The 18,827-nt window shown below is 62.5% G+C and carries 21 protein-coding genes and 1 tRNA gene; 10 read left to right on the top strand and 12 right to left on the bottom strand.

Annotated features, from left to right (window positions below; genetic code table 11):
• The coding region (locus tag H7225_RS08630; protein WP_290660833.1) for a DUF2726 domain-containing protein at nt 1-553 on the top strand (553 nt) is incomplete at its 5' end.
• A gap of 18 nt (nt 554-571) precedes the next feature.
• Here the strand turns inward: H7225_RS08630 and ftsY are convergent.
• A complete protein-coding gene (gene ftsY, locus H7225_RS08625) occupies nt 572-1,705 on the bottom strand; it encodes a signal recognition particle-docking protein FtsY (protein WP_290660831.1) in 1,134 nt (377 codons plus the stop codon).
• A gap of 58 nt (nt 1,706-1,763) precedes the next feature.
• Here ftsY and rsmD point away from each other — a divergent pair, with 58 nt between their 5' ends.
• From rsmD to H7225_RS08610, 3 genes are read left to right on the top strand one after another with little or no spacing between them, the layout of a single operon-like run.
• Nucleotides 1,764-2,468 carry a 16S rRNA (guanine(966)-N(2))-methyltransferase RsmD gene (gene rsmD, locus H7225_RS08620; RefSeq protein ID WP_290660829.1) on the top strand — a complete coding sequence of 235 codons (705 nt, stop codon included), beginning with the start codon at nt 1,764-1,766 and terminating at the stop codon, nt 2,466-2,468.
• A gap of 35 nt (nt 2,469-2,503) precedes the next feature.
• Nucleotides 2,504-3,016, top strand: coding sequence for a pantetheine-phosphate adenylyltransferase (gene coaD, locus H7225_RS08615; RefSeq protein ID WP_290660827.1), 513 nt, complete (start codon nt 2,504-2,506; stop codon nt 3,014-3,016).
• A gap of 14 nt (nt 3,017-3,030) precedes the next feature.
• Nucleotides 3,031-3,315 (top strand): YfhL family 4Fe-4S dicluster ferredoxin, encoded by a 285-nt coding sequence (locus H7225_RS08610; RefSeq protein ID WP_290660825.1) that lies wholly within the window; start codon nt 3,031-3,033, stop codon nt 3,313-3,315.
• On the opposite strand, the gene H7225_RS08605 is transcribed toward H7225_RS08610, so the two are convergent.
• From H7225_RS08605 to H7225_RS08570, 8 genes are all read right to left on the bottom strand, one after another.
• A complete protein-coding gene (locus H7225_RS08605) occupies nt 3,307-3,738 on the bottom strand; it encodes a hypothetical protein (RefSeq protein WP_290660823.1) in 432 nt (143 codons plus the stop codon). The genes H7225_RS08610 and H7225_RS08605 overlap by 9 nt on opposite strands.
• 39 nt (nt 3,739-3,777) lie before the next feature.
• Nucleotides 3,778-4,413, bottom strand: coding sequence for an aminoacyl-tRNA hydrolase (gene pth / locus H7225_RS08600; RefSeq protein WP_290660821.1), 636 nt, complete (start codon nt 4,411-4,413; stop codon nt 3,778-3,780).
• Nucleotides 4,414-4,505: 92 nt separating this feature from the next.
• Entirely contained in the window at nt 4,506-5,129 is a 624-nt protein-coding gene (locus H7225_RS08595; protein ID WP_290660819.1) for a 50S ribosomal protein L25/general stress protein Ctc, read from the bottom strand.
• 94 nt (nt 5,130-5,223) lie between these two features.
• Entirely contained in the window at nt 5,224-6,186 is a 963-nt protein-coding gene (locus tag H7225_RS08590; RefSeq protein ID WP_290660817.1) for a ribose-phosphate pyrophosphokinase, read from the bottom strand.
• A gap of 132 nt (nt 6,187-6,318) precedes the next feature.
• Nucleotides 6,319-6,395, bottom strand: a tRNA-Gln gene (locus H7225_RS08585).
• A 140-nt stretch (nt 6,396-6,535) separates the two neighbouring features.
• Entirely contained in the window at nt 6,536-7,408 is an 873-nt protein-coding gene (gene ispE, locus H7225_RS08580; RefSeq protein WP_290660815.1) for a 4-(cytidine 5'-diphospho)-2-C-methyl-D-erythritol kinase, read from the bottom strand.
• Nucleotides 7,409-7,417: 9 nt separating this feature from the next.
• The gene (locus tag H7225_RS08575; RefSeq protein WP_290660813.1) at nt 7,418-7,981 is read right to left on the bottom strand and encodes an outer membrane lipoprotein LolB; all 564 of its coding nucleotides are present in this window, start codon (nt 7,979-7,981) and stop codon (nt 7,418-7,420) included.
• Nucleotides 7,978-9,813 carry a tetratricopeptide repeat protein gene (locus H7225_RS08570; RefSeq protein WP_290660811.1) on the bottom strand — a complete coding sequence of 612 codons (1,836 nt, stop codon included), beginning with the start codon at nt 9,811-9,813 and terminating at the stop codon, nt 7,978-7,980. The genes H7225_RS08575 and H7225_RS08570 overlap by 4 nt, the downstream gene beginning before the upstream one ends.
• A gap of 53 nt (nt 9,814-9,866) precedes the next feature.
• On the opposite strand from H7225_RS08570, the gene mutM reads away from it, so the two are divergent.
• From mutM to mutY, 3 genes are all read left to right on the top strand, one after another.
• A complete protein-coding gene (gene mutM, locus H7225_RS08565) occupies nt 9,867-10,709 on the top strand; it encodes a bifunctional DNA-formamidopyrimidine glycosylase/DNA-(apurinic or apyrimidinic site) lyase (protein WP_290660809.1) in 843 nt (280 codons plus the stop codon).
• 67 nt (nt 10,710-10,776) lie between these two features.
• On the top strand, nt 10,777-12,810 hold the full coding sequence (locus H7225_RS08560) for a dynamin family protein (protein WP_290660807.1): 2,034 nt from the start codon (nt 10,777-10,779) through the stop codon (nt 12,808-12,810).
• 32 nt (nt 12,811-12,842) lie between these two features.
• Nucleotides 12,843-13,940 carry an A/G-specific adenine glycosylase gene (mutY, locus tag H7225_RS08555; protein ID WP_290660837.1) on the top strand — a complete coding sequence of 366 codons (1,098 nt, stop codon included), beginning with the start codon at nt 12,843-12,845 and terminating at the stop codon, nt 13,938-13,940.
• Here mutY and xth read toward each other — a convergent pair whose 3' ends face one another.
• Complete coding sequence (gene xth, locus H7225_RS08550; protein WP_290660805.1) at nt 13,941-14,726, bottom strand: exodeoxyribonuclease III; 786 nt, start codon at nt 14,724-14,726, stop codon at nt 13,941-13,943.
• Nucleotides 14,727-15,239: 513 nt separating this feature from the next.
• Here xth and H7225_RS08545 point away from each other — a divergent pair.
• From H7225_RS08545 to H7225_RS08535, 3 genes are read left to right on the top strand one after another with little or no spacing between them, the layout of a single operon-like run.
• Nucleotides 15,240-15,689, top strand: a complete 450-nt coding sequence (locus H7225_RS08545) for an SRPBCC family protein (RefSeq protein ID WP_290660800.1) — start codon at nt 15,240-15,242, stop codon at nt 15,687-15,689.
• 24 nt (nt 15,690-15,713) lie between these two features.
• Entirely contained in the window at nt 15,714-16,238 is a 525-nt protein-coding gene (locus tag H7225_RS08540) for a hypothetical protein (protein ID WP_290660798.1), read from the top strand.
• 9 nt (nt 16,239-16,247) lie between these two features.
• On the top strand, nt 16,248-16,508 hold the full coding sequence (locus H7225_RS08535; protein ID WP_290660796.1) for a hypothetical protein: 261 nt from the start codon (nt 16,248-16,250) through the stop codon (nt 16,506-16,508).
• A gap of 77 nt (nt 16,509-16,585) precedes the next feature.
• Here the strand turns inward: H7225_RS08535 and H7225_RS08530 are convergent, their stop codons facing one another.
• Together H7225_RS08530 and H7225_RS08525 are read right to left on the bottom strand one after the other, a co-directional pair.
• Complete coding sequence (locus tag H7225_RS08530; protein ID WP_290660795.1) at nt 16,586-17,770, bottom strand: acetyl-CoA C-acyltransferase family protein; 1,185 nt, start codon at nt 17,768-17,770, stop codon at nt 16,586-16,588.
• A 44-nt stretch (nt 17,771-17,814) separates the two neighbouring features.
• On the bottom strand, nt 17,815-18,762 hold the full coding sequence (locus H7225_RS08525) for a LysR family transcriptional regulator (protein ID WP_290660793.1): 948 nt from the start codon (nt 18,760-18,762) through the stop codon (nt 17,815-17,817).
• Between the last annotated feature and the right edge of the window lie 65 nt (nt 18,763-18,827).

Genomic DNA, 18,827 nt, shown 5'->3' with positions numbered 1-18,827 from the left:
GGTGTTGGCGCAGGTGCCCCTGGCCAGGTTTCTGCGCGTGCCCACCCGCAACTCCTACAGCGAGTGGTTGCGCCGCGTGGGCTCCATTTGCGCTGATCTGGTGGTGTGCGACGACTCGTCCCAGGTGATCGCCGTGGTCGAGTTGCGCCAGCCGGTCAAACAAGAAAAACCGCGCACCGTGCGTCGCCATGCCCGCATGGATCGCGTGCTGGCGGCCACGGGTATCCCGGTCTACGTGTGGCTGGAAGGGTCATTGCCCGGGCCAGCCGTGGCCCGTGAGACCGTGCTGGGCGCCGCTTTGGCCATGCCCAAGCGGCCGGCGGGCACCAACAGTCAGACGCGTCGCAGTGCGGAAGCCGCGGCGGTGGTCGCTTCCATGCAATCGGCGGGTGTCATGCATGGCATGTCGGTCAATGAGGACGACAACGATTTCAACTCGGATGATTTTGCCGACGAAGAAGCCGAGCGCAAAGAGCCGCCGCCATCGACTTGGTTTGATGACCTGGAGTCCGGCCCCGTTCCATTGGAAGAGGCCGCCGCATCTCGGCATTGATGTGCTGCGTTGTCAGGCTCAGGTCAACAGCGCCTGAGCGAACTCGCGTGCGTTGAAGGTCTGCAGGTCTTCCAGCTTTTCACCGACACCCACGAAGTACACCGGCACCGCCCCGCCTGCGCGGCCGCGTGACCACAAGGCAATGGCGGCGAGCACACCGCCCTTGGCCGTGCCGTCCAGCTTGGTCACCACCAGGCCTGTCAGGCCCAGCGCCTCGTCAAAAGCCTTGACCTGCGAGAGGGCGTTTTGCCCGGTGTTGCCATCCACCACGAGCAGGACCTCGTGGGGTGCACCGTCCATGGCCTTGCCGATCACGCGTTTGACCTTGCGCAATTCGTCCATCAGGTGGATCTGGGTGGCCAGACGCCCGGCCGTGTCGGCGATCACGACGTCACACCCTCGGGCCCGGCCTGCCTGCACGGCATCGAAGGTCACGGCAGCAGGATCGCCATTGTCCTGGCTGACGATGTCCACGCGATTGCGGTCTGCCCACACCAACAACTGTTCGCGCGCGGCGGCGCGGAAGGTGTCGGCGGCGGCCAGCAGCACGCGCTGGTTGGAGTCGCTGAGGTGGCGGGTGAGTTTGCCAATGGTGGTCGTCTTGCCGGCGCCATTCACCCCCGCCACCATGATCACGGTGGGGGTGTGTTGACCCACGGCCAGCGATTGCTCCAGCGGCTTGAGCAGTTCGGTGATGGCATCGATCAGCAAAAACTTCACGGCCGCTGGATCGCTGGCCTTGGCCTCTTTCACGCGGCGCTTGAGGTCGTCCAGCAAATGCTCGGTCGCGGCCACGCCGGCATCGGCCATCAGCAAAGCGGCTTCAAGCTCTTCGTACAGCGCATCGTCAATCTGCGTGCCCGTGAAGACCTGTGAAATGCTGGAACTGGTCTTGCGCAAGCCCGCTTTGAGCTTGTCCATCCACGAGCGTCGCTCCGCCACGGGTTCCGGGGCGGGCTGGATGGGTGCAGGCGCAGCCATGGTGGGGGTCATGGGCACCGAGGGCGCTGGGGCCTTTGTGGCCGCCGCCACAGGGGCGCTTGCGGGCGCGGATGCGGGCGCAGTGCGTGTCTCGGGAGGCGGGGTGGCCGGTGGGTCTGCTGGCGCGGGGCTGCCGCCCAGGCCCAGCTTTTTCTTGATGAAACTGAACATGCTGGGATTGTAGGGCGGGGGTTTCTACAATCGGGGCTTTCCCACGGACCTCTTTTTGATGAAGCCACCTCGTTCCGCCCGCACAGCCCCACCCGGTCAAACGCCATCCAGCAAGTCTGCCGCGGCTCAAAAAGCGGTTGAAAAGGTCGCGGCCCATGCTGCCCAAGAGGTGCGCTTGATTGGTGGGCGCTGGAAGCGCACCCCATTGGTCGTGCCAGTGGTCGCTGGTTTGCGCCCCACGCCCAACCGCGTGCGCGAGACCTTGTTCAACTGGCTGGGCCAGGATCTGTCCGGCTGGCGCGTGCTGGACGCCTTTGCTGGCACCGGCGCCTTGGGTTTTGAGGCGGCCTCTCGGGGTGCCGAATCGGTGTGCCTGCTGGAGCGGGAGCCCGTGCTGGTCAAGTCGCTGCGCGCCACTCAGGCCAAGCTGGCCGCCACCCAGGTGCAGATCGTGCAAGCGGATGCGTTGACCTGGATGGGTCGGATCGTAGACACGGTGCCCGGCTTTGACCTGGTCTTGCTGGACCCGCCGTTTGACGCCGGCCTGTTCGAGCCCGCCTTGCTGGCCGCCTGCCGCTGTGTGCCCGAAGGCGGCTGGATTTACCTGGAAGCGCCCGAAGCGTTTTCAGACGCCACGGACCCGGCGGGTGCGGTGCCAGGCTTGCGCGTTCACCGTCAAGGCCGTGCCGGTGTGGTGCACTATCACCTTTTTCAGCGTGTGGAAGGTGGCCTGGGCGTGTCGCGGCCAGCGGCTGGCGACTAAACTGGCAATCTTTGGTTCTGACATTGACCGCGCCGATGCCTTCAACTTCGCCCCTGACCGCTGTTTACCCAGGCACCTTCGACCCCATGACGCTGGGTCATGCCGACCTGATGCGTCGCGCGGCCCGCTTGTTCGATCGGCTCATCGTGGCGGTTGCGGCGGGGCACCACAAGCGCACCCTGTTCAGCGTCGAAGAGCGCCTGTCCATGGCACAAGAATTGGCGTCCAAACATCCCAACGTCGAGGTGATTGCCTTTGCTGGCCTGCTGCGCGACTTCGTGGTCGGCCACGATGGCAAGGTGGTGGTGCGAGGCTTGCGCGCCGTCAGCGACTTTGAATACGAATTCCAGATGGCCGGCATGAACCGCCAGTTGATGCCCGACGTGGAAACGCTGTTCCTCACGCCATCCGATCAATACCAGTTCGTGTCAGGCACCTTCGTGCGCGAGATCGCGATGTTGGGTGGTGACGTGTCCAAGTTTGTCGCGCCCAGCGTCCTGGAGCGACTCAAGGCCCGCGTGGTGGCCTCGCAGCAAATCGGCGCATGAGAGGCCCCTAAGCCATGGCCCTGAAAATCACCGACGAATGCATCAATTGCGATGTTTGTGAACCGGAGTGCCCGAACCAGGCCATTTCGATGGGCGAATCGATTTATGTGATCGACCCTGCACGCTGCACCGAGTGCGTCGGCCACTTTGGCGAACCCCAATGTGTGCAGGTCTGCCCAGTGGAATGCATTCCAGTCGATCCGCTCTACACCGAGTCGGCCGAGCAGTTGATGGCGAAGTACAAGCTCCTGCAAGGCCTGGCGGCACAAGCCAAGGCCTCGTCCAATCCTTCAACTTGATTTGGCCGAACTGCCCTTGTCCTTGGGCACTTTGGCAGTGAAGGGGTGTTCGCGCTTCAAGGTTTGACCTGGCGTTGGCGGGCTGGGCCACTTGGGTTGGCGATTGGGGTCATCCATGGCAATGGGCTGTTGGCCCCTGGAGGCTTTTTCCTGGCGCCGCCGTTCGCGCTCCAGTTGTTTGCCCAGCTTCGCGGTGGTCTGAGTTGCTTGCGTGGTGTTCTCTTGTTGCGCCTTGGTGCGCTGATCTGACACATGCACCGCGCGTCCACCCTCACAGGCTTGATGTTGATAGCGCACTCCTGTGGGCAACTCACAACGGTAGGTGGTCGTGGCTTGGGCGCATGTGCCCGCCAGCCACAGCGCGGCTGCCAGCAACGAGGGCCAGTGGCGTCCCCGGCATGAAGGGCTCGTGTTTTTGAGCATGTGTTTTTCTCCCTGTTTTTTGATGATGTTCTGGATGGCTCAGTCGGGCTTGGGCTCGCTCGCTGGTGGTGGCGCTGTCGGCGGCCTTGGTGGCTTGGGCCTGGGCGGCTGGGCATGCACCAGCAAGGTGGCTTTGGGCATGTCTCCTGCAAGGAATGCCTCAGTGGCGCCCAGAGCCTGGTCGATGCATTTGTCGATGGCCTGGCGCTCGGCTTGTGGCGGTTTGCGCAGCACATAGGCCGCCACCTCGGTTTTGATGCCGGGGTGGCCGATGCCCAGGCGAAGCCGCCAGTACTCAGGCGAGCCCAATTGCGCGTGGATGTCGCGCAAGCCATTGTGGCCCGCGTGGCCGCCACTGTTTTTGAGTTTGACCTGGCCCGGCAGCAGATCGAGCTCGTCATGAGCCACCAGGATCTCGCTGGGCAGGATCTTGAAGAACTTGGCCAAGGCCGCCACCGACTTGCCCGACACGTTCATGTAGGTTTGCGGTTGCAGCAGCCACACCGGCCCGTCGGGCAAATTGGCGCGCGCCACGAAGCCGTGGTAACTGCGGTCGGCCACCAGATTGACGTTCAAGCGGCGCGCCAACGAGTCGATCCACCAGAACCCGGCGTTGTGGCGGGTGTCTTCGTATTCAGGGCCGGGGTTGCCCAGGCCAACAAACAGTCGAATCATGATGGGTTGCGATGATGAATGGTGCTGGTCCAAAAGAAAAGCCCCGCCAAAGCGGGGCTTGACGGGGCTGTTCGCTCAAGAAATCAAGAAGATTACTTCTTGCCCTTCTTGCCCTTGACGGGTTCAGCCGCGGCCACAGGGGCGACGATGACTTCTTCCGCGACGGGTTCGACCACGGTGGCGATCGCAGGGTTCTTGCGGCCATGGGTCAGCACCTTGATGCCAGCGCCGAAGTCGACGTCGTCCAGGTGCAGCGTTTGACCCTTGACCATGGCGGCCAGGTCGATGGTCAAGTGCTCAGGCAATTGCTCGGCCAGGCATTCCACTTCAAGCTCGCTCACCACGTGCGTGATGGTGCACTTGTCAATCTTGACCGCAGGTGCATCAGCTTCGTTGATGAAGTGCAGGGGGATCTTTTTGTGGATGCGCGTGGTGGCATCAACACGTTGGAAGTCCACGTGCAGCACTTGTTGCTTGTAGGGGTGCAGCTGGTAATCACGCAGCAAAACCTTTTGCACGTTGCCAGCCAGTTCCATCTCGAGGATGGACGAGTGGAAGGCTTCCTTGCGCATGGCGTGGTACAGCGCGTTGTGATCGACTTCGATCGTGGTGGCTTCGCCAGCACCGTAAACGATGCCAGGAACTTTGCCGACGAGACGCAGGCGGCGGCTCGCTCCGGTCCCCTGCAGACTGCGCTCAAAAGCGGTGAATTTCATGGATAACTCCAGTTTGGAATAAAGCGCCCGCGACCAGGCGCTTTTGGAAAAGACCGCCTCCGAGCTTGCGCCCTCAACGGTCAGGAAAATCGGATCAGAAGTTGTTGTTCTGCTCCGAGAAGAGCGAGGTGACGGAGTCACCGTCGGAGATGCGACGAATCGTTTCGGCGAACAGGAAGGCGGCCGACAGCTGGCGGATCTTCTTGCACTCCTTGCCGGCATCATTCAAAGGAATGGTGTTGGCAATGACGACTTCGTCGAGCTGCGAATTCTTGATGCGTTCGATGGCCTGGCCCGAGAACACGGGGTGCGTACAATACGCGTAGACGTTTTTGGCGCCGCGTTCTTTCAGCACTTCAGCCGCTTTGACCAGGGTGCCGGCGGTGTCGATCATGTCGTCCATGATCACGCAGTTGCGGCCATCGATTTCGCCGATGACATGCATCACTTCGGACACATTGGCCTTGGGACGGCGCTTGTCGATGATGGCCAGGTCGCAACCCAGTTGCTTGGCCAGCGCGCGGGCGCGGACCACGCCGCCCACGTCGGGCGACACCACGACCAGGTCTTCGTAACCCTTGGACTGCAGGTCGGACAGCAGCACAGGCGACGCGTAGATGTTGTCGACCGGGATGTTGAAGAAGCCCTGGATCTGGTCGGCGTGCAGGTCCATGGTCAACAGGCGGTTGACGCCGACGGCTTCCAGCATGTTGGCCACGACGCGGGCCGAGATGGCCACGCGGGTTGAGCGCGGGCGGCGGTCCTGGCGGGCGTAGCCGTAGTAAGGAATGACGGCGGTGATGCGCTGGGCCGAGGCGCGCTTGAGCGCGTCAACCATGATGCACAACTCCATCAGGTGGTCGTTGGTCGGGGCGCAGGTGGATTGCACCACGAAGACTTCGCGGCCACGCACATTTTGCTGGATCTCGACCGTGGTTTCACCATCCGAAAAACTGCCAACGGCGGCCTTGCCAAGTTCGGCACCGAGGTGCGAGGCGATTTCTTGGGCAAGCGCCGGATTAGAGTTGCCAGTGAACAGTACGGTGTCGGATAGCATGGGCGGCAGATGGCGGTGTAATTGCATCTTGCCCATACGCCTTGCCCTTGATCGGCGCCCCTGAACTGGTCAGTGGCAGGCGGCGGTGGCGGGCAATGTGCGTGCGTTACTGAGAACGTGCTTGAAAAACTTTGGCAGGGGAAGAAGGATTCGAACCTTCGCATGTCGGAATCAAAATCCGATGCCTTAACCAACTTGGCGACTCCCCTACACGGGATCCGGTGCTCAATGAGAACCGAAACCGGTAGCTTGTTCTCTCATTCGAGAAGCCTCAAATTATAGCCGGTTTTTTGCCACTGCTGCAAGTTCCTGGGTTCTTTTTCGCTGTTTGTGCATGACGTTGAAAAAATCAGGTCAAAACATCAAACAGCGGGTGACGACCCAGAACGCGACAGAGGCGTCCGGCCCATTTGGGATCATCCAAAGCGACATCGGCGGGTGCGAATGACTGGTTTGCGTCGGGCGCCTCCAACCAGGAGAACACCGCGCTGCCGGAACCCGTCATTCGGCTGTTGCCGAAGCGGCCTTGCATGATCTCAAGTGCTTGGCTGATCTGACTGCTGTAGTGCTCTGCGGGAGCTTGCAAGTCGTTGCGGCCAAAGCACTTAGGCGCTGCAAGAAAGAGCGGTATTGTAGCAGCTGCGGTGTGGCGGGAAAGGTGAGGGCTGGCAAAAATGGCCTGTGTTGGCACGGCCACAGGGGGTTTCAGGACCGCCAAAGGCGTATTGACCACCTCAGAGGGCAGGGCGATGGGCATGATCTGCTCGCCGATGCCTTCAACCCAGGCGTTGTGGCCGTGGATGAAAAAAGGCACGTCGGCGCCCAGTTGAACCGCCAGCTTGGCCAGGCGATCGCGGCTCCAGTTCAGGCCCCACAGTTGGTTCAATGCCAGCAGCACGGTGGCCGCGTCGGAGCTGCCGCCGCCCATGCCGGCGCCCCAGGGCACCTGCTTGTCGATGCGGATGTCGGCGCCTTGCGAGGTGCCGCTTTCCTTTCGGAGCAGGCGTGCGGCACGCAAGCAGAGGTCATCGGCAGGCAGGGCCGGGCCCAGGTCGTGCCGGTGCAATTGGCCATCGTCACGTGCATCGATGTGCAGGGTGTCGGCCCAGTCAATCAACACAAACACCGACTGCAGCAGGTGGTAGCCATCGTCACGCCGGCCCGTGATGTGCAGGAACAGGTTGAGTTTGGCGGGGGCGGCCAAGTTGTGCAGGCTGGGCATGGTGTGGTGTCAGCGGTCGAGCCTGATGCGAACCGTGATGCCGCGCAAGGCGATGCTGGCGGGGCGCTGGGCGACGAGCCGTCCGATGCCGATGTCGGTGGTGTCGATTTGCCAGCCGCTTTGTTCGAACGACTGGGGCAGGGTGTTGGTGGGGGCGGGCAGGTCGGGGGCCGGCTGGCCTTGCACCCATTGCATCAAGGCGGCCAAAGGCAGGGGTTCCCCCAGCACCTCCTGGCTGAGTTCGCCCAGGGTGTCGAAGTGCCGGTTGCCCTGGTCGGTCTGCAGCCAGGCTTCCGCGTCGGTCCAGTGCACGCGGGCCACCTGGCTGCCCAGGGGGGTCATCAGGTCCAGTTGGCCGCCTTGCGGTCCACCATTGAAGAAGAAGCCCATGCTGAGGCCTTTGGCGGCCTGGCCTTGAAATGCCTGCAGCTTGACGCTGAGTTGGCCTTGCAAGGCCAATTGGCCCGCTGCCGCCGTCTGTGGCTCGGCGTTGGACGGATGCCCTGGGAACTGTGAGCAAGCGCTCAGGCAGGCCAGCAGCGCAGCAGCGATCCAAGCGCGTGTTGGGATCACAGCTGAACTTGCAGGCGCCTGATGGTGTCGAGCAAGGATTCGTTCTTGACGTCGCGTGCCTGGGCCTTGCGCCAGACTTTGATGGCTTCGTCGCGTTCACCCTGCGCCCACATCACCTCGCCCAGGTGGGCGGCGATTTCAGCGTCGGGGCGCGCTTGATAGGCTTGGCGCAGCAGTATCAGGGCCTCGGCGATCCGGCCGCTGCGGAACTCCAGCCAGCCCAGGCTGTCGGTGATGAAGGGGTCGCCAGGGCGCAGTTCAAGTGCCTTGGTGATCAGGGCTCGGGCTTCATCCAGGCGCAGATTGCGGTCGGCCAGGCTGTAGCCCAGGGCGTTGTACGAGTTGGCATTGTCGGGTTTGAGCTCGATGGCGCGCCGCAACATTTTTTCCATCTCGTCGTACTTTTGCAGGTGCTCGGCCAGCATGGCCTGCTCGTAGATCAGGTCGGCATCGTCCGGGAAGCGCTGATTGGCTTCGGCCATCACGCTGTAAGCGGCGTCCCATTCATTGAGGTCGCGCAGCAGTTGCGTTTCGGCTTGCAATTTGGCCAGGGCATCGCGCGGTTCGCTTTCAGGCATGGCGCGGATCAAGGCGCGGCCCTCGGCCAATTTGCCTTGCCGGGCCATCAACTTGGCACGTTGGCTCTGGATGAGCAGGCTGTCTTCGGATTTTTCAACGCGTTGCAGCCATTCCAGGGCGGCTTGCCAGTTGCCGCGCTGCTCTTCAACCTGGGCCAGCAGGGTGAAGGCCTGCTCTTCGCTGGTGTCGGCGTCCACGGCCATCTGAACCTGGTCAAGCGCACCGATTTTGGACTCCACATTGGCCGGCTTGTCGGGCGCTTGTTTCTTCAGTGCCAGGAAATGCTGCAGGGCCACCTCGGCCTGGTCAGGCTGGCGTAGCTCCAGGCGCACCGCTGCCAGGGTCAACCAGGCACTGATCTGATCAGGCTGGGCCTGGACCACGGTGTCCAGTTGCTCGGCGGCCTCGTTCATGCGCTGCAATCCGGCCAACTTGCGAGCGTAGGCCAAGCGCAGCAGCTTGGGGGCATCGCTGCGCTCGAGTTGCTGGCGGATCAGGTCTTCGGCGCCAGGGGCTTCTTCCATCAGGTTGATGGCCAGCAAGCCGGCTCCCAGGCTTTGAGGCTGCAGCGCCTTGGCTTTTTTGGCGGCTTCCAGCGCTTTGGTGGTGTCCTTGGCGGCCAGCCAGCCTTCGCCACTGGCCACCCAGGCTTCGGCCAGCGCGGGCTGGCGCTGGCGCCATGGTTGGGTGACCTCGTCAATGACTTGCGCGGCTGCCTGGCGGTCGGGCAATCGGGCCAGCGAGCGGGGCAGCGAGGCAATCATCACTGGTTGCTGCGGGGTGGGGCTGAGCTGGATGAGTGATTTGAGCGGATCGACCAGCTCTTTGCTTCGGCCCAGCGCCAGCAAAATCTGCACGTTGAACTCGGCCGCCTCTTTGGATTGTGGTGAGGCCTGACGCCAGGCTTTGGCCGCGGTCAGGGCCTCTTCACCCGCGCGGGCTTGAAGGGCGATCTCGACCGCGCGTTTGAAGAGCTCCGGATTACGGTGTTTGCGCGCCAGTTCCAGGTAGATCTGATAGGCCGCCCCGACGTTGCCGCTGCGTGCCTGGACCTCGCTCACCAGCGTTTGGTAGAACAAGGCCCCGTCCATGCGCGAGTTCTGAAATGCGGGCGCGGGCTCGGCTTCTGCGGCGGCGGCGGCATCTGCCGCCCAGACTAGATTATGCCCGCCCAGCAACACCCCGCTCAAGGCCAGGGCCTGGCTGAGGGCTTTCAAAGAATGGGGGCGCTTGGGGGCAGTCAGTGCAGGCATGAACTCTCCGTGTTGGTGGCCATTCTATTGATACGGCACCGATAATGCGGCCCATGCCTGAATTGCCCGAGGTTGAAGTCACCCGCCAGAGTTTTGCGTCTCGAATTCTGGGTGCCCAGGTTTTGTCCTTGCGCATGGGCAAACCACTGCGTTGGCCCCTGGGCTGTGATCCCGGTCGATTGGACGGGGCCACTGTTGGGCCCGTGTTGCGCCGAGGTAAATATTTGTGGGTGCCGTTGAGCCTGGCCGGCGCTCCTGCCGAAAGCCCGCCCGAAGGCTTGCTGGTGCACCTGGGCATGTCGGGCGCCTTGACTTTTGCCAAGTCGCTGGCGCCATCGGGCCCCCATGATCACTTCGAGTTGGATACCACGGAGGGTTTGCTGCGGCTGACCGATCCGCGTCGGTTTGGGGCGGTGGTGTGGGGCGCTTCCATGAGCTCAGGGTTGCCTGCACGTCTGCTGGCCGGTCTGGGGCTGGAGCCTTTTGACGCGGCCATGACGGGGGCCTACCTGCACGAGCGCCTGAAAGGTCGCAAGGTGTCGATCAAGCAGGCTTTGCTGGCGGGCGACATCGTGGTGGGGGCGGGCAATATCTACGCTTGCGAGGCATTGTTCATGGCGGGCATTGCCCCTCAACTGGCGGCTGGTCGGCTCAGTCGGCCCCGCTGTGATCGGTTGGTGCTGGCAGTGCAGGAGGTGTTGCGTCAGGCGCTGGCGATGGGTGGCTCCAGCCTGCGCGACTTCAAGGATGCCTATGGCAGCCAAGGGCACTTTCAGCTTAGCACCCGTGTTTATGGCCGAGAAGGCGAGCCCTGCCGGACCTGTGCAACGCTGGTGCGCCGTCTGGTCCAGGGACAACGCTCCACGTTCTTTTGCCCGGTTTGCCAGAAAAAATAGTAAGGCGCGGTTACAGGCGTCCTTTTCACCACTTTACATTGCTGGCCTTGCGCTAGGATATCTTCCCATGATGCCTACCTTCGCCAGTAACCTGGATGCCCTGGGGCAGTGGCGCGTTGCCACTGACGCCAAGCTTGCTGACTTGGCGCGCTTTGCGCGTGAGCAGGATTTGCTCAATGAGGCGTCGGCGGAATGGTTCGAGGCCATGCGGCATCGCCTGTCCGGCGAGAAACTCATGGTGGCCTTCGTGGCCGAGTTCTCGCGCGGCAAATCCGAGCTGATCAACGCCATCTTCTTCTCTGACAAGGGGCGGCGCATGATGCCGGCTTCGGCTGGCCGCACCACCATGTGCCCGGTAGAACTGGGCTACGACGCGGCCGACCCGGTGGGCTTGTCCCTGCTGCCGATCGACACCCGCCTGCAAGCTGCTTCGCTGGCCGAGTTCCGGCTTCAGCCGCAAGCCTGGACCCACATCGCGCTGGATTTGAGCAACCCCGATGGCATGGCGCATGCCCTGGGCGAGGTTGTGCGCACGCGCCTGGTGAGCAAGGAAGAAGCCAGGCTGCTGGGCTTCTGGGACGACGAGCGCGTTGAAGACAATCCCCCTTTGCAAGACGGCGACAAGGTCGAGGTGCCGGTGTGGCGCCATGCCCGCATCAATTTGCCGCACCCTTTGCTCAAACGCGGGCTGGTGGTGCTGGACACGCCTGGCCTGAACGCCATCGGCACTGAACCTGAATTGACGCTGGGGCTGCTGCCGCAGGCGCATGCCACGGTCTTCATATTGGGTGCGGACACGGGAGTCACCAAATCCGACCTGAGCATCTGGCGCGACCACCTGTGTGGCCCGGCGCTGGCCCGCTTCGTGGCGCTGAACAAGATCGACTCGCTGTCTGATCCGCTGAGCACGCCTCAGCAGGTGGAAGACGTGATCACCCGCCAATGCGCCAGCGTGGCCCAGACGCTGGAAATCCCGCCCGAGCACGTGTTCCCGATTTCGGCCCGTCAAGCCTTGGCGGCCCGACTGGGTGGTGATGCCGCCGGCCTGCGCGCCAGCCGCCTGGAGTCGTTCGAGACCGCTTTGTCAGAAGGCCTGTTGCCCAAGCGCCGTCAGATGCTGGCCGATTCGGCCATCGATGGTGCGCGCCAGTTCCAATCGCAATTGGGGCGGCGGTTTGGCGAATTGCGCCGCCAGCATGCCGAGCAGTTGTTGGAGCTGCGCGGCCTGCGCGGCAAGAGCACCGGCAAGGTTCAGTTGATGCTGCAGCGAGTGCAGGCCGAAGCCACCGAATTTGAGCAATGCACCGCCCGTTTGTCGGCCATGCGCAGCGTGCATTCGCGCATGCTGAAGGCCGCCTTGCATGATTTGTCGTCCGACCGTTTGCGCAAGGAAGTCGATGTGCTGGGGCAGGTGCTGGGTGGCTCATGGCTGCCCTTGGGCGCCAAAAAGGCTTTTGTGGATTTGTGCGGGCGCTTGCGTTTGCTGATCGAGCAGGCCCAGCAGCGCAACGACGAAACCCATTCGATGCTGGTGGCCTCGTTCGCCAAGCTCAATGCCGAATTCGGCTTCAGCTTGCTGGCCGAACAACAGCTGGATGTTCGCAAGTACACCGACGACCTGACCCTGATCGAGCGCAATTACGTGCAGTACCTGGGTTTGAGTCAGGCCTTCCGCCTGGCCCAGCCGGGCTTCCAGGAGCAGTTCCGCCGCATGCTGATCTCGCGCCTGCGCGTGGTGTTCGAAACCGTCAGCAACGACATCGAACTGTGGAACAAGACGGCGTCGGCCCAGGTCGATAGCCAACTGCGCGAGCGCCGCCGCAATTTCAAGCGCCGCTATGAATCGCTCGACCGCATCCAGTCGGCGTCCAATGAGCTGGACACCCGCCTGCAAGAGGTGCAGGCGCAAGACGAGCGCGTGCTGCAGTTGCAGACGCGCCTGAACACGCTGATCGAGGAGCTGGTGGCGCAAGCGCAATCAGAGGTGCTGCTGGCTGGCCACGAGGGGCATGCCTCCGTGTCCGAGTATTTGAAAGCCGCGCACATCGAGCCTATTTCGCTGAATTTGTCTGGCGCTGACGAGGTCTCGCAAGGCGCATGACGCGGCAGGTTGCCCAAGCCGCCGCCTTGTTGATGGCCGATTCTTCACACGAGTTGCAGCAACGGGCCCAAGCGCTCACACCTGATCTGGCTGACCGCCTCGTGGCGTGGCAACGGCTTGAGGGGCGGCACCATCTGCCATGGCAGGGCGTGCGCGATCCCTACCGCGTCTGGCTCTCGGAGATCATGCTGCAGCAGACCCAGGTCAGCACCGTGCTGGTGTACTTTGACCGATTCCTGACGCGCTTTGCGGATGTGGCCGCGTTGGCCGCTGCACCTTTGGACGATGTGCTGACGCTGTGGGCTGGACTGGGTTACTACACCCGAGCCCGCAATCTGCACAAATGCGCGCAAGCCGTGATGAGCAAGCACGGCGGACAGTTTCCTGCCACGGCCGAGCTGCTGGAGACCTTGCCGGGCATTGGCCGCTCCACGGCGGCGGCCATCGCGTCGTTCTGTTTTGACGAGCGCGCCACCATCCTGGATGGCAACGTGAAGCGAGTGCTGACGCGGGTCATGGCCTGGGGGCAGGATCTGGCCATGTCGGTCCACGAAAAAGCGTTGTGGCAGGCGGCTGAGGTGGTCTTGCCGCTGCAGGGCAAGGACATGCCTTCGTACACCCAAGGGCTGATGGATTTGGGCGCGACGGTGTGCACACAGCGCAAGCCATCCTGCCTGATGTGTCCCTGGGTCGACCTGTGCCGGGCCCGCGTGCTGGGCGAACCGGAGGCCTATCCGGTCAAGACGCGCAAGCTCAAGCGCAGCAAGCGCGAGAGTTGGTGCCTGTGGGTGGAGCACCGTGGCGCGGTGTGGTTGGTGCAGCGCCCGGGCAAGGGCGTGTGGGCCAGCTTGTGGACCTTGCCTTTGTTTGACAGCGAGGCCGATTTGCTGGCGGCGGCTTTGGCTTTGGGCCTGCCCCCACCCGAAGCCCAACCCGTCGTCAACCATGTGCTGACCCACCTGGACTGGCGTTTGCACCCGCTGCGGTCGGTCAGCGCCAAGGCTTTGAAAGAGGCTGTGATGCCTCACGGCAGCGATGCTGACATCGACATCGCGGGCCGCTGGGTGCCCCTGACCGAATTGGCCTCGATCGGCTTGCCGACCCCCTTCAGGCGGATGCTGGAAGGCTGATCAGGCGAGCGTGACGATCACCGGTGCGTGGTCACTGGGGCGTTCGTTCTTGCGCGGTACCTTGTCGATCACGCAAGCGGTGACGCGTGACTTGAGCGCATCGCTGACCAGGATGTGGTCAATGCGCAAGCCTTGATTTTTTCGGAAGGCCAAGTTGCGGTAGTCCCACCAGCTCCAGGGCTTGGGCGCTTGGTCGAACAGCCTGAAAGCGTCAATCATGCCCAGGCCCACCAACCTTTGGAAGTGCTCGCGTTCTTGCGGCGTGCAATGGATCTGGCCGGCCCAGGCCACAGGGTCGTAGACATCGGCGTCGGTGGGCGCGATGTTGAAGTCGCCCATGAGGACCAAATGGGGGTGCTTGACCAGCTCCTGTTTGAGCCATTGGTTGAGCGCTTCCAGCCAGCGCATTTTGTAGACGAACTTGTCGCTGTCGGGCGCTTGGCCGTTGGGGAAGTAACCGCCCACCACGCGGACCGATCCCAAGGTGGCGTGGGCCACGGTGCCGACGATCACGCGGGCCTGTTCGTCATCGAAGCCGGGGATGTTCTTGAGCACCGTGGTGCTGTCGACGCTGTCGCGGGTCAACAGGGCCACGCCGTTGTAGGTTTTCTGGCCAAAGCAGTGGGCTTGGTAGCCGGCGGCTGCCAGTTCCGCCAAAGGGAACTTGTCATCGGTCTGCTTGGTCTCTTGCAGGACGATGACGTCCACGGGGTTGGCGGCCAGCCAGTCCAGCAATTGCGGCAGGCGCACGGTCAGGGAGTTGACGTTCCAGGTGGCGAGTTTCATGATTTCTTTAGCACGTTGAATTCATTGATGTTTTTGTATGAGTTTTGCTGATTTGTGCATCTGGCCACCCACTTGGCTACCCCAATAACCCGTGCTTCACGAAGTGCGCGTCTGGTCCCAACGCTGCATTATCTCGTCAGGACGTGCCGAATCAACTGGATGGCCCATGGCTGACCTGACAACTGAGTCAGTAGGCGCATGGCTGCGATCTTGAGCCGCCGAAATCTGCTCATTGGGCGCGTCATCAGCGCCTCGCGCGCCACGCCAAAAGAGTGTGTTCAGGACCAGGACGGATGGGTGCTCCTGGTTCAAGGCGAAGCCTGGATGGCGGTGGCCGAAAAATCCGTGACACTCAGGGCGGTTGATCGGTGCGCCCCTCGGAAGGTGCCCTGTGGTTGGCGGTGCACCTTTCGGCAGAGAATCCCGCTTGATTGGGCCGCGTGTCGATTTCGGGTGCGCTCATTCGTTGTGATTTCAGAGGGCCGTCCTCTGTTTTTAGGAAGGATCTTCAGCATGAGCACCACCCATACCGTGCGCCTCCATCGCGTCATCCGCACCACCCCGGAGCGCCTCTACCGTGCTTTCCTCAATGCCGACGCCATGGCCAAATGGCTGCCCCCACACGGCTTCACCGGCCATGTCCACCAGATGGACGCCAAGGTGGGGGGCAGCTACAAGATGTCGTTCACCAATTTCAGCACGGGCCACAGCCATTCATTTGGTGGCCAATACCTGGAGCTGGTGCCCCACGAACGCCTTCGCTACACGGCCGTGTTCGACGACCCGAACCTGCCCGGCGAAATGCAGACCACGGTCACTTTGAAACAAGTGTCTTGCGGCACCGAGTTGAGCGTGGTGCAGGAAGGCATCCCGGCGATCATCCCCACCGAAGGTTGCTACCTGGGCTGGCAAGAGTCGCTGACCTTGCTGATCCAATTGGTCGAGCCGGAGATTCCCGGTTGAGGACACTGATCGGAGAATCGATCCATGAAAACCGTGCAACTTGGTGAGCTACCCCCAGCGGCATTGCTCAACCAATACAAAGAGCAGGGCGTGTACACGGACTGCTATTTCGTGGATGTGCCAGGCCACGTCTCGCAGGCCGAGTTTGTCGAGACCTTCTACACCACCGGGTTGTTCAAGGTCGAGCGTTTCATATTGGCATCGCTCGTGTCAAAGCCCTCCACGGACCAGCAGGCCAGGCAGCTGGCGGCCGGGGACGTTGAAGCGTTCGCGGCCTGGCGCGTGGAGGCACGAAGCGCGAACCAATTGCTGCTCTGCGATTTCATGGGTCGCACCAGGTCATGGTTGATGAGCGTGGCGGACGAGGGCGGCAACCCTGGCAGCACACGCTTGTATTTCGGCTCGGCCTTCCTTCCCAAGGTAGACCGCGGTTCCGGGCAAGCCACTTATGGTTTGGAGTTCCAAGCCCTCAAAGGCTTCCACCGCCTGTACTCACGAGCCCTCTTGCGGTCGGCGCAATCGCGCTTGCTGCTCAAAAAGCATAGCTGAGGCAAAGCCATGGCCACCAGCCAAAGCTTCGTCGACTACCTCTGCGAGCAGTCCATCCTGGGCGGCCGCATTTCGCGCAAGAAGGTGGCCGTGCTGGGCACCGTGTCCGAGCACCCGCCTTACCCTGGCGCCAAGCTGTACTTCCGCATTGGCGACGAGATCGACGATCCACAGCTTTTGCAGCGCGTGTTCCAGGCCACCGCCGATGCCTTGCCGTTGCCCAAGTCCAAAGCCGTCAAGCGCAAACCCCCCAAAGCCAAGGCCCCATGAAAAAAGCCCGAGGGGCGAGGCGCACTCGGGCTTTTTGGGGGTGACTTGCGAAAGTCAACCGGGCGTCATCAATTCAATCAGATGCGCTCAATGATCATCGCAATGCCTTGGCCGCCGCCAATGCACATCGTGATCAGGGCATAGCGGCCCTTGATGCGTTGCAGCTCGTACAAAGCCTTGGTCACCAGGATGGCACCCGTGGCGCCCACCGGATGGCCCAGCGAGATGCCCGAGCCATTGGGGTTGGTCTTCTCGTTGGGGAAGCCCATTTCCTTGGACACGGCGCAGGCCTGGGCGGCAAAGGCTTCGTTGGACTCGATCACGTCCATGTCGGCCACGGTCAGGCCGGCCCGGGCCAGCGCAGCCTTGGACGCGGGCACAGGGCCAATGCCCATGTACTCGGGCTCGACACCTGCATGGCCGTAGGACACCAGGCGCGCCAGGGGCTTGAGGCCCAGTTCCTTGGCCTTCTCGGCGCTGGCCATGACCACGGCGGCGGCGCCATCGTTCAGGCCGGAGGCGTTGCCAGCGGTCACGGTGCCTTCTTCCTTCTTGAAGGCGGGCTTCATCTTGCCCAGGGTCTCAAGGGTGGTGTCGCCCTTCACGTGCTCGTCGGTGTCGAACAGCGTGGTGCCCTTGCGGGTTTGCAACTCAACCGCAACGATTTGTTCCTTGAAGTAGCCGGCTTCAATCGCGGCAGCAGCGCGCTGTTGGCTCTGGACGGAATAGGCGTCTTGCTGTTCGCGGGTGATGTCGTAGCGGGCGGCCACGTTCTCGGCGGTGATGCCCATGTGCATGTGCTTGCGCGGGTCGTGCAGGGCGCCGAGCACGAAGTCCAGCATCTTGACATCGCCCATGCGCGCGCCCCAGCGGTTGCTGGTGACCAGGTAGGCGCCGCGGCTCATCGATTCAGCACCGGCGCCGATGGCCACCTCGCAGTCCCCAAGCAGGATGGATTGGGCGGCGGATATCACGGCCTGCAAGCCCGATCCGCACAGGCGGTTCACGTTGAAGGCGGGGGTCTCTTGAGGCACGCCGGCGTTCAGCGCGGCCACGCGGCTGATGTAGGCGTCTTGCGGCACGGAGGGGATCACATTGCCCAGGACCACGTGGCCCACATCTTTGGGCTGCACGCCAGCGCGTTCCAGCGCGGTCTTGATGACCAAGGCGCCCAGGTCGGCCGGAGGCACTTCCTTGAGTGAACCGCCGAAGGTGCCGATGGCGGTGCGGGCGGCGCCCACAAAAACGACTTCACGAGTCATGGTTTTTCCTTCAAGAGAGGGGAGGGATGTGGCCGGAATGGTTGTCAGATTATGCCGCTTTGGTGCCCCAGCAAAGTCGAATCCTGCGCGCCCATGATGTTTTCCGCATGCTCCAGCACAAAGTAGCGGAACGCCTCGGCGGCCGGTGACAGCACCTTGGACACCTCGTGCACGATGTTCCAGGTGCGCATCAAGGGGGTGTCTTCAAAATCAACGATGTGCAGCAAGCCATTGCGCAGTTCGGGCGCCACCGCGTGCAGCGATAAGAAGCCGATGCCCAACCCCGCTGTGACGGCCGCCTTGATGGTCTCGTTGCTGGCGATTTCCATGCCGATGCGGGGCGCCATCTGGTGGTGCTTGAGGTAGTTGTCCAGCACCTCGCGGACCTCGGACCCGACCTCGCGCGCGATCAGCGAATGGTTCATCAGGGCATTGAGTGGCGGGTGGCCTACGCCGAGCAAGGGGTGGCCTGGTGGGCACACGAACACCATGGCATGCCCGGCGAAAGGTTCGGCGCGCATGGCGTATTCCTTGGGCGGGCGGCCCATCACAGCCAGGTCGATTTCGTTGCTGTGCATGCGCGCCATCAGCTTGGTGATGTCGCGGGTCACGTCCAGTTTCACGTCTACGCCCGGATGTTCTGCGTGAAATCGCGCCAGCAGTTGCGGCAGGAAATAACCCGCTGTACTGATCAGACCAATGGTTAACACCCCCGTCTGGACCCCCTTGAATCGGGCCATGACGTTGTTGGCATCCTTCAAAGTTGAAAGCAAACGTTTGGCGTAGACCAGGAAGTACTCGCCCCCCATGGTCAGTTGGATATGGCGGCCATGGCGCTCGAACAGGGGCATGCCGACATGGCCTTCCAGCTCCTTGACCTGCATGGTCACCGCAGGGGGCGAGAGGTGCAAAACCTCGGCCGCGCGGCTGAAGCTGAGCTGCCGGGCGACCTCGGTGAAGACCCTTAATTGCCTAAAAGTCACGCTTCTCATTAAGCAATGCCTTAAGTGAATATAAATATTAACTGAATTTACCTTATCTGTGGTGGGTCCTACAT

The sequence above is a fragment of the Aquabacterium sp. genome (assembly GCF_014378415.1).
Taxonomy (GTDB): Bacteria; Pseudomonadota; Gammaproteobacteria; order Burkholderiales; family Burkholderiaceae_C; genus Aquabacterium.
The sequence above is the reverse complement of the archived record's forward strand: the minus strand, read 5'-3'. Positions and strand labels throughout refer to the sequence as shown.

Bases quoted from the DNA above. Each gene is read 5' to 3' on its own strand.
- ftsY (WP_290660831.1), bottom strand. From the start codon at position 1,705: ATGTTCAGTTTCATCAAGAAAAAGCTGGGCCTGGGCGGCAGCCCCGCG.
- rsmD (WP_290660829.1), top strand. From the start codon at position 1,764: ATGAAGCCACCTCGTTCCGCCCGCACAGCCCCACCCGGTCAAACGCCA.
- coaD (WP_290660827.1), top strand. From the start codon at position 2,504: ATGCCTTCAACTTCGCCCCTGACCGCTGTTTACCCAGGCACCTTCGAC.
- H7225_RS08610 (WP_290660825.1), top strand. From the start codon at position 3,031: ATGGCCCTGAAAATCACCGACGAATGCATCAATTGCGATGTTTGTGAA.
- H7225_RS08605 (WP_290660823.1), bottom strand. From the start codon at position 3,738: ATGCTCAAAAACACGAGCCCTTCATGCCGGGGACGCCACTGGCCCTCG.
- pth (WP_290660821.1), bottom strand. From the start codon at position 4,413: ATGATTCGACTGTTTGTTGGCCTGGGCAACCCCGGCCCTGAATACGAA.
- H7225_RS08595 (WP_290660819.1), bottom strand. From the start codon at position 5,129: ATGAAATTCACCGCTTTTGAGCGCAGTCTGCAGGGGACCGGAGCGAGC.
- H7225_RS08590 (WP_290660817.1), bottom strand. From the start codon at position 6,186: ATGCTATCCGACACCGTACTGTTCACTGGCAACTCTAATCCGGCGCTT.
- ispE (WP_290660815.1), bottom strand. From the start codon at position 7,408: ATGCCCAGCCTGCACAACTTGGCCGCCCCCGCCAAACTCAACCTGTTC.
- H7225_RS08570 (WP_290660811.1), bottom strand. From the start codon at position 9,813: ATGCCTGCACTGACTGCCCCCAAGCGCCCCCATTCTTTGAAAGCCCTC.
- mutM (WP_290660809.1), top strand. From the start codon at position 9,867: ATGCCTGAATTGCCCGAGGTTGAAGTCACCCGCCAGAGTTTTGCGTCT.
- H7225_RS08560 (WP_290660807.1), top strand. From the start codon at position 10,777: ATGATGCCTACCTTCGCCAGTAACCTGGATGCCCTGGGGCAGTGGCGC.
- mutY (WP_290660837.1), top strand. From the start codon at position 12,843: ATGGCCGATTCTTCACACGAGTTGCAGCAACGGGCCCAAGCGCTCACA.
- xth (WP_290660805.1), bottom strand. From the start codon at position 14,726: ATGAAACTCGCCACCTGGAACGTCAACTCCCTGACCGTGCGCCTGCCG.
- H7225_RS08545 (WP_290660800.1), top strand. From the start codon at position 15,240: ATGAGCACCACCCATACCGTGCGCCTCCATCGCGTCATCCGCACCACC.
- H7225_RS08540 (WP_290660798.1), top strand. From the start codon at position 15,714: ATGAAAACCGTGCAACTTGGTGAGCTACCCCCAGCGGCATTGCTCAAC.
- H7225_RS08535 (WP_290660796.1), top strand. From the start codon at position 16,248: ATGGCCACCAGCCAAAGCTTCGTCGACTACCTCTGCGAGCAGTCCATC.
- H7225_RS08530 (WP_290660795.1), bottom strand. From the start codon at position 17,770: ATGACTCGTGAAGTCGTTTTTGTGGGCGCCGCCCGCACCGCCATCGGC.
- H7225_RS08525 (WP_290660793.1), bottom strand. From the start codon at position 18,762: ATGAGAAGCGTGACTTTTAGGCAATTAAGGGTCTTCACCGAGGTCGCC.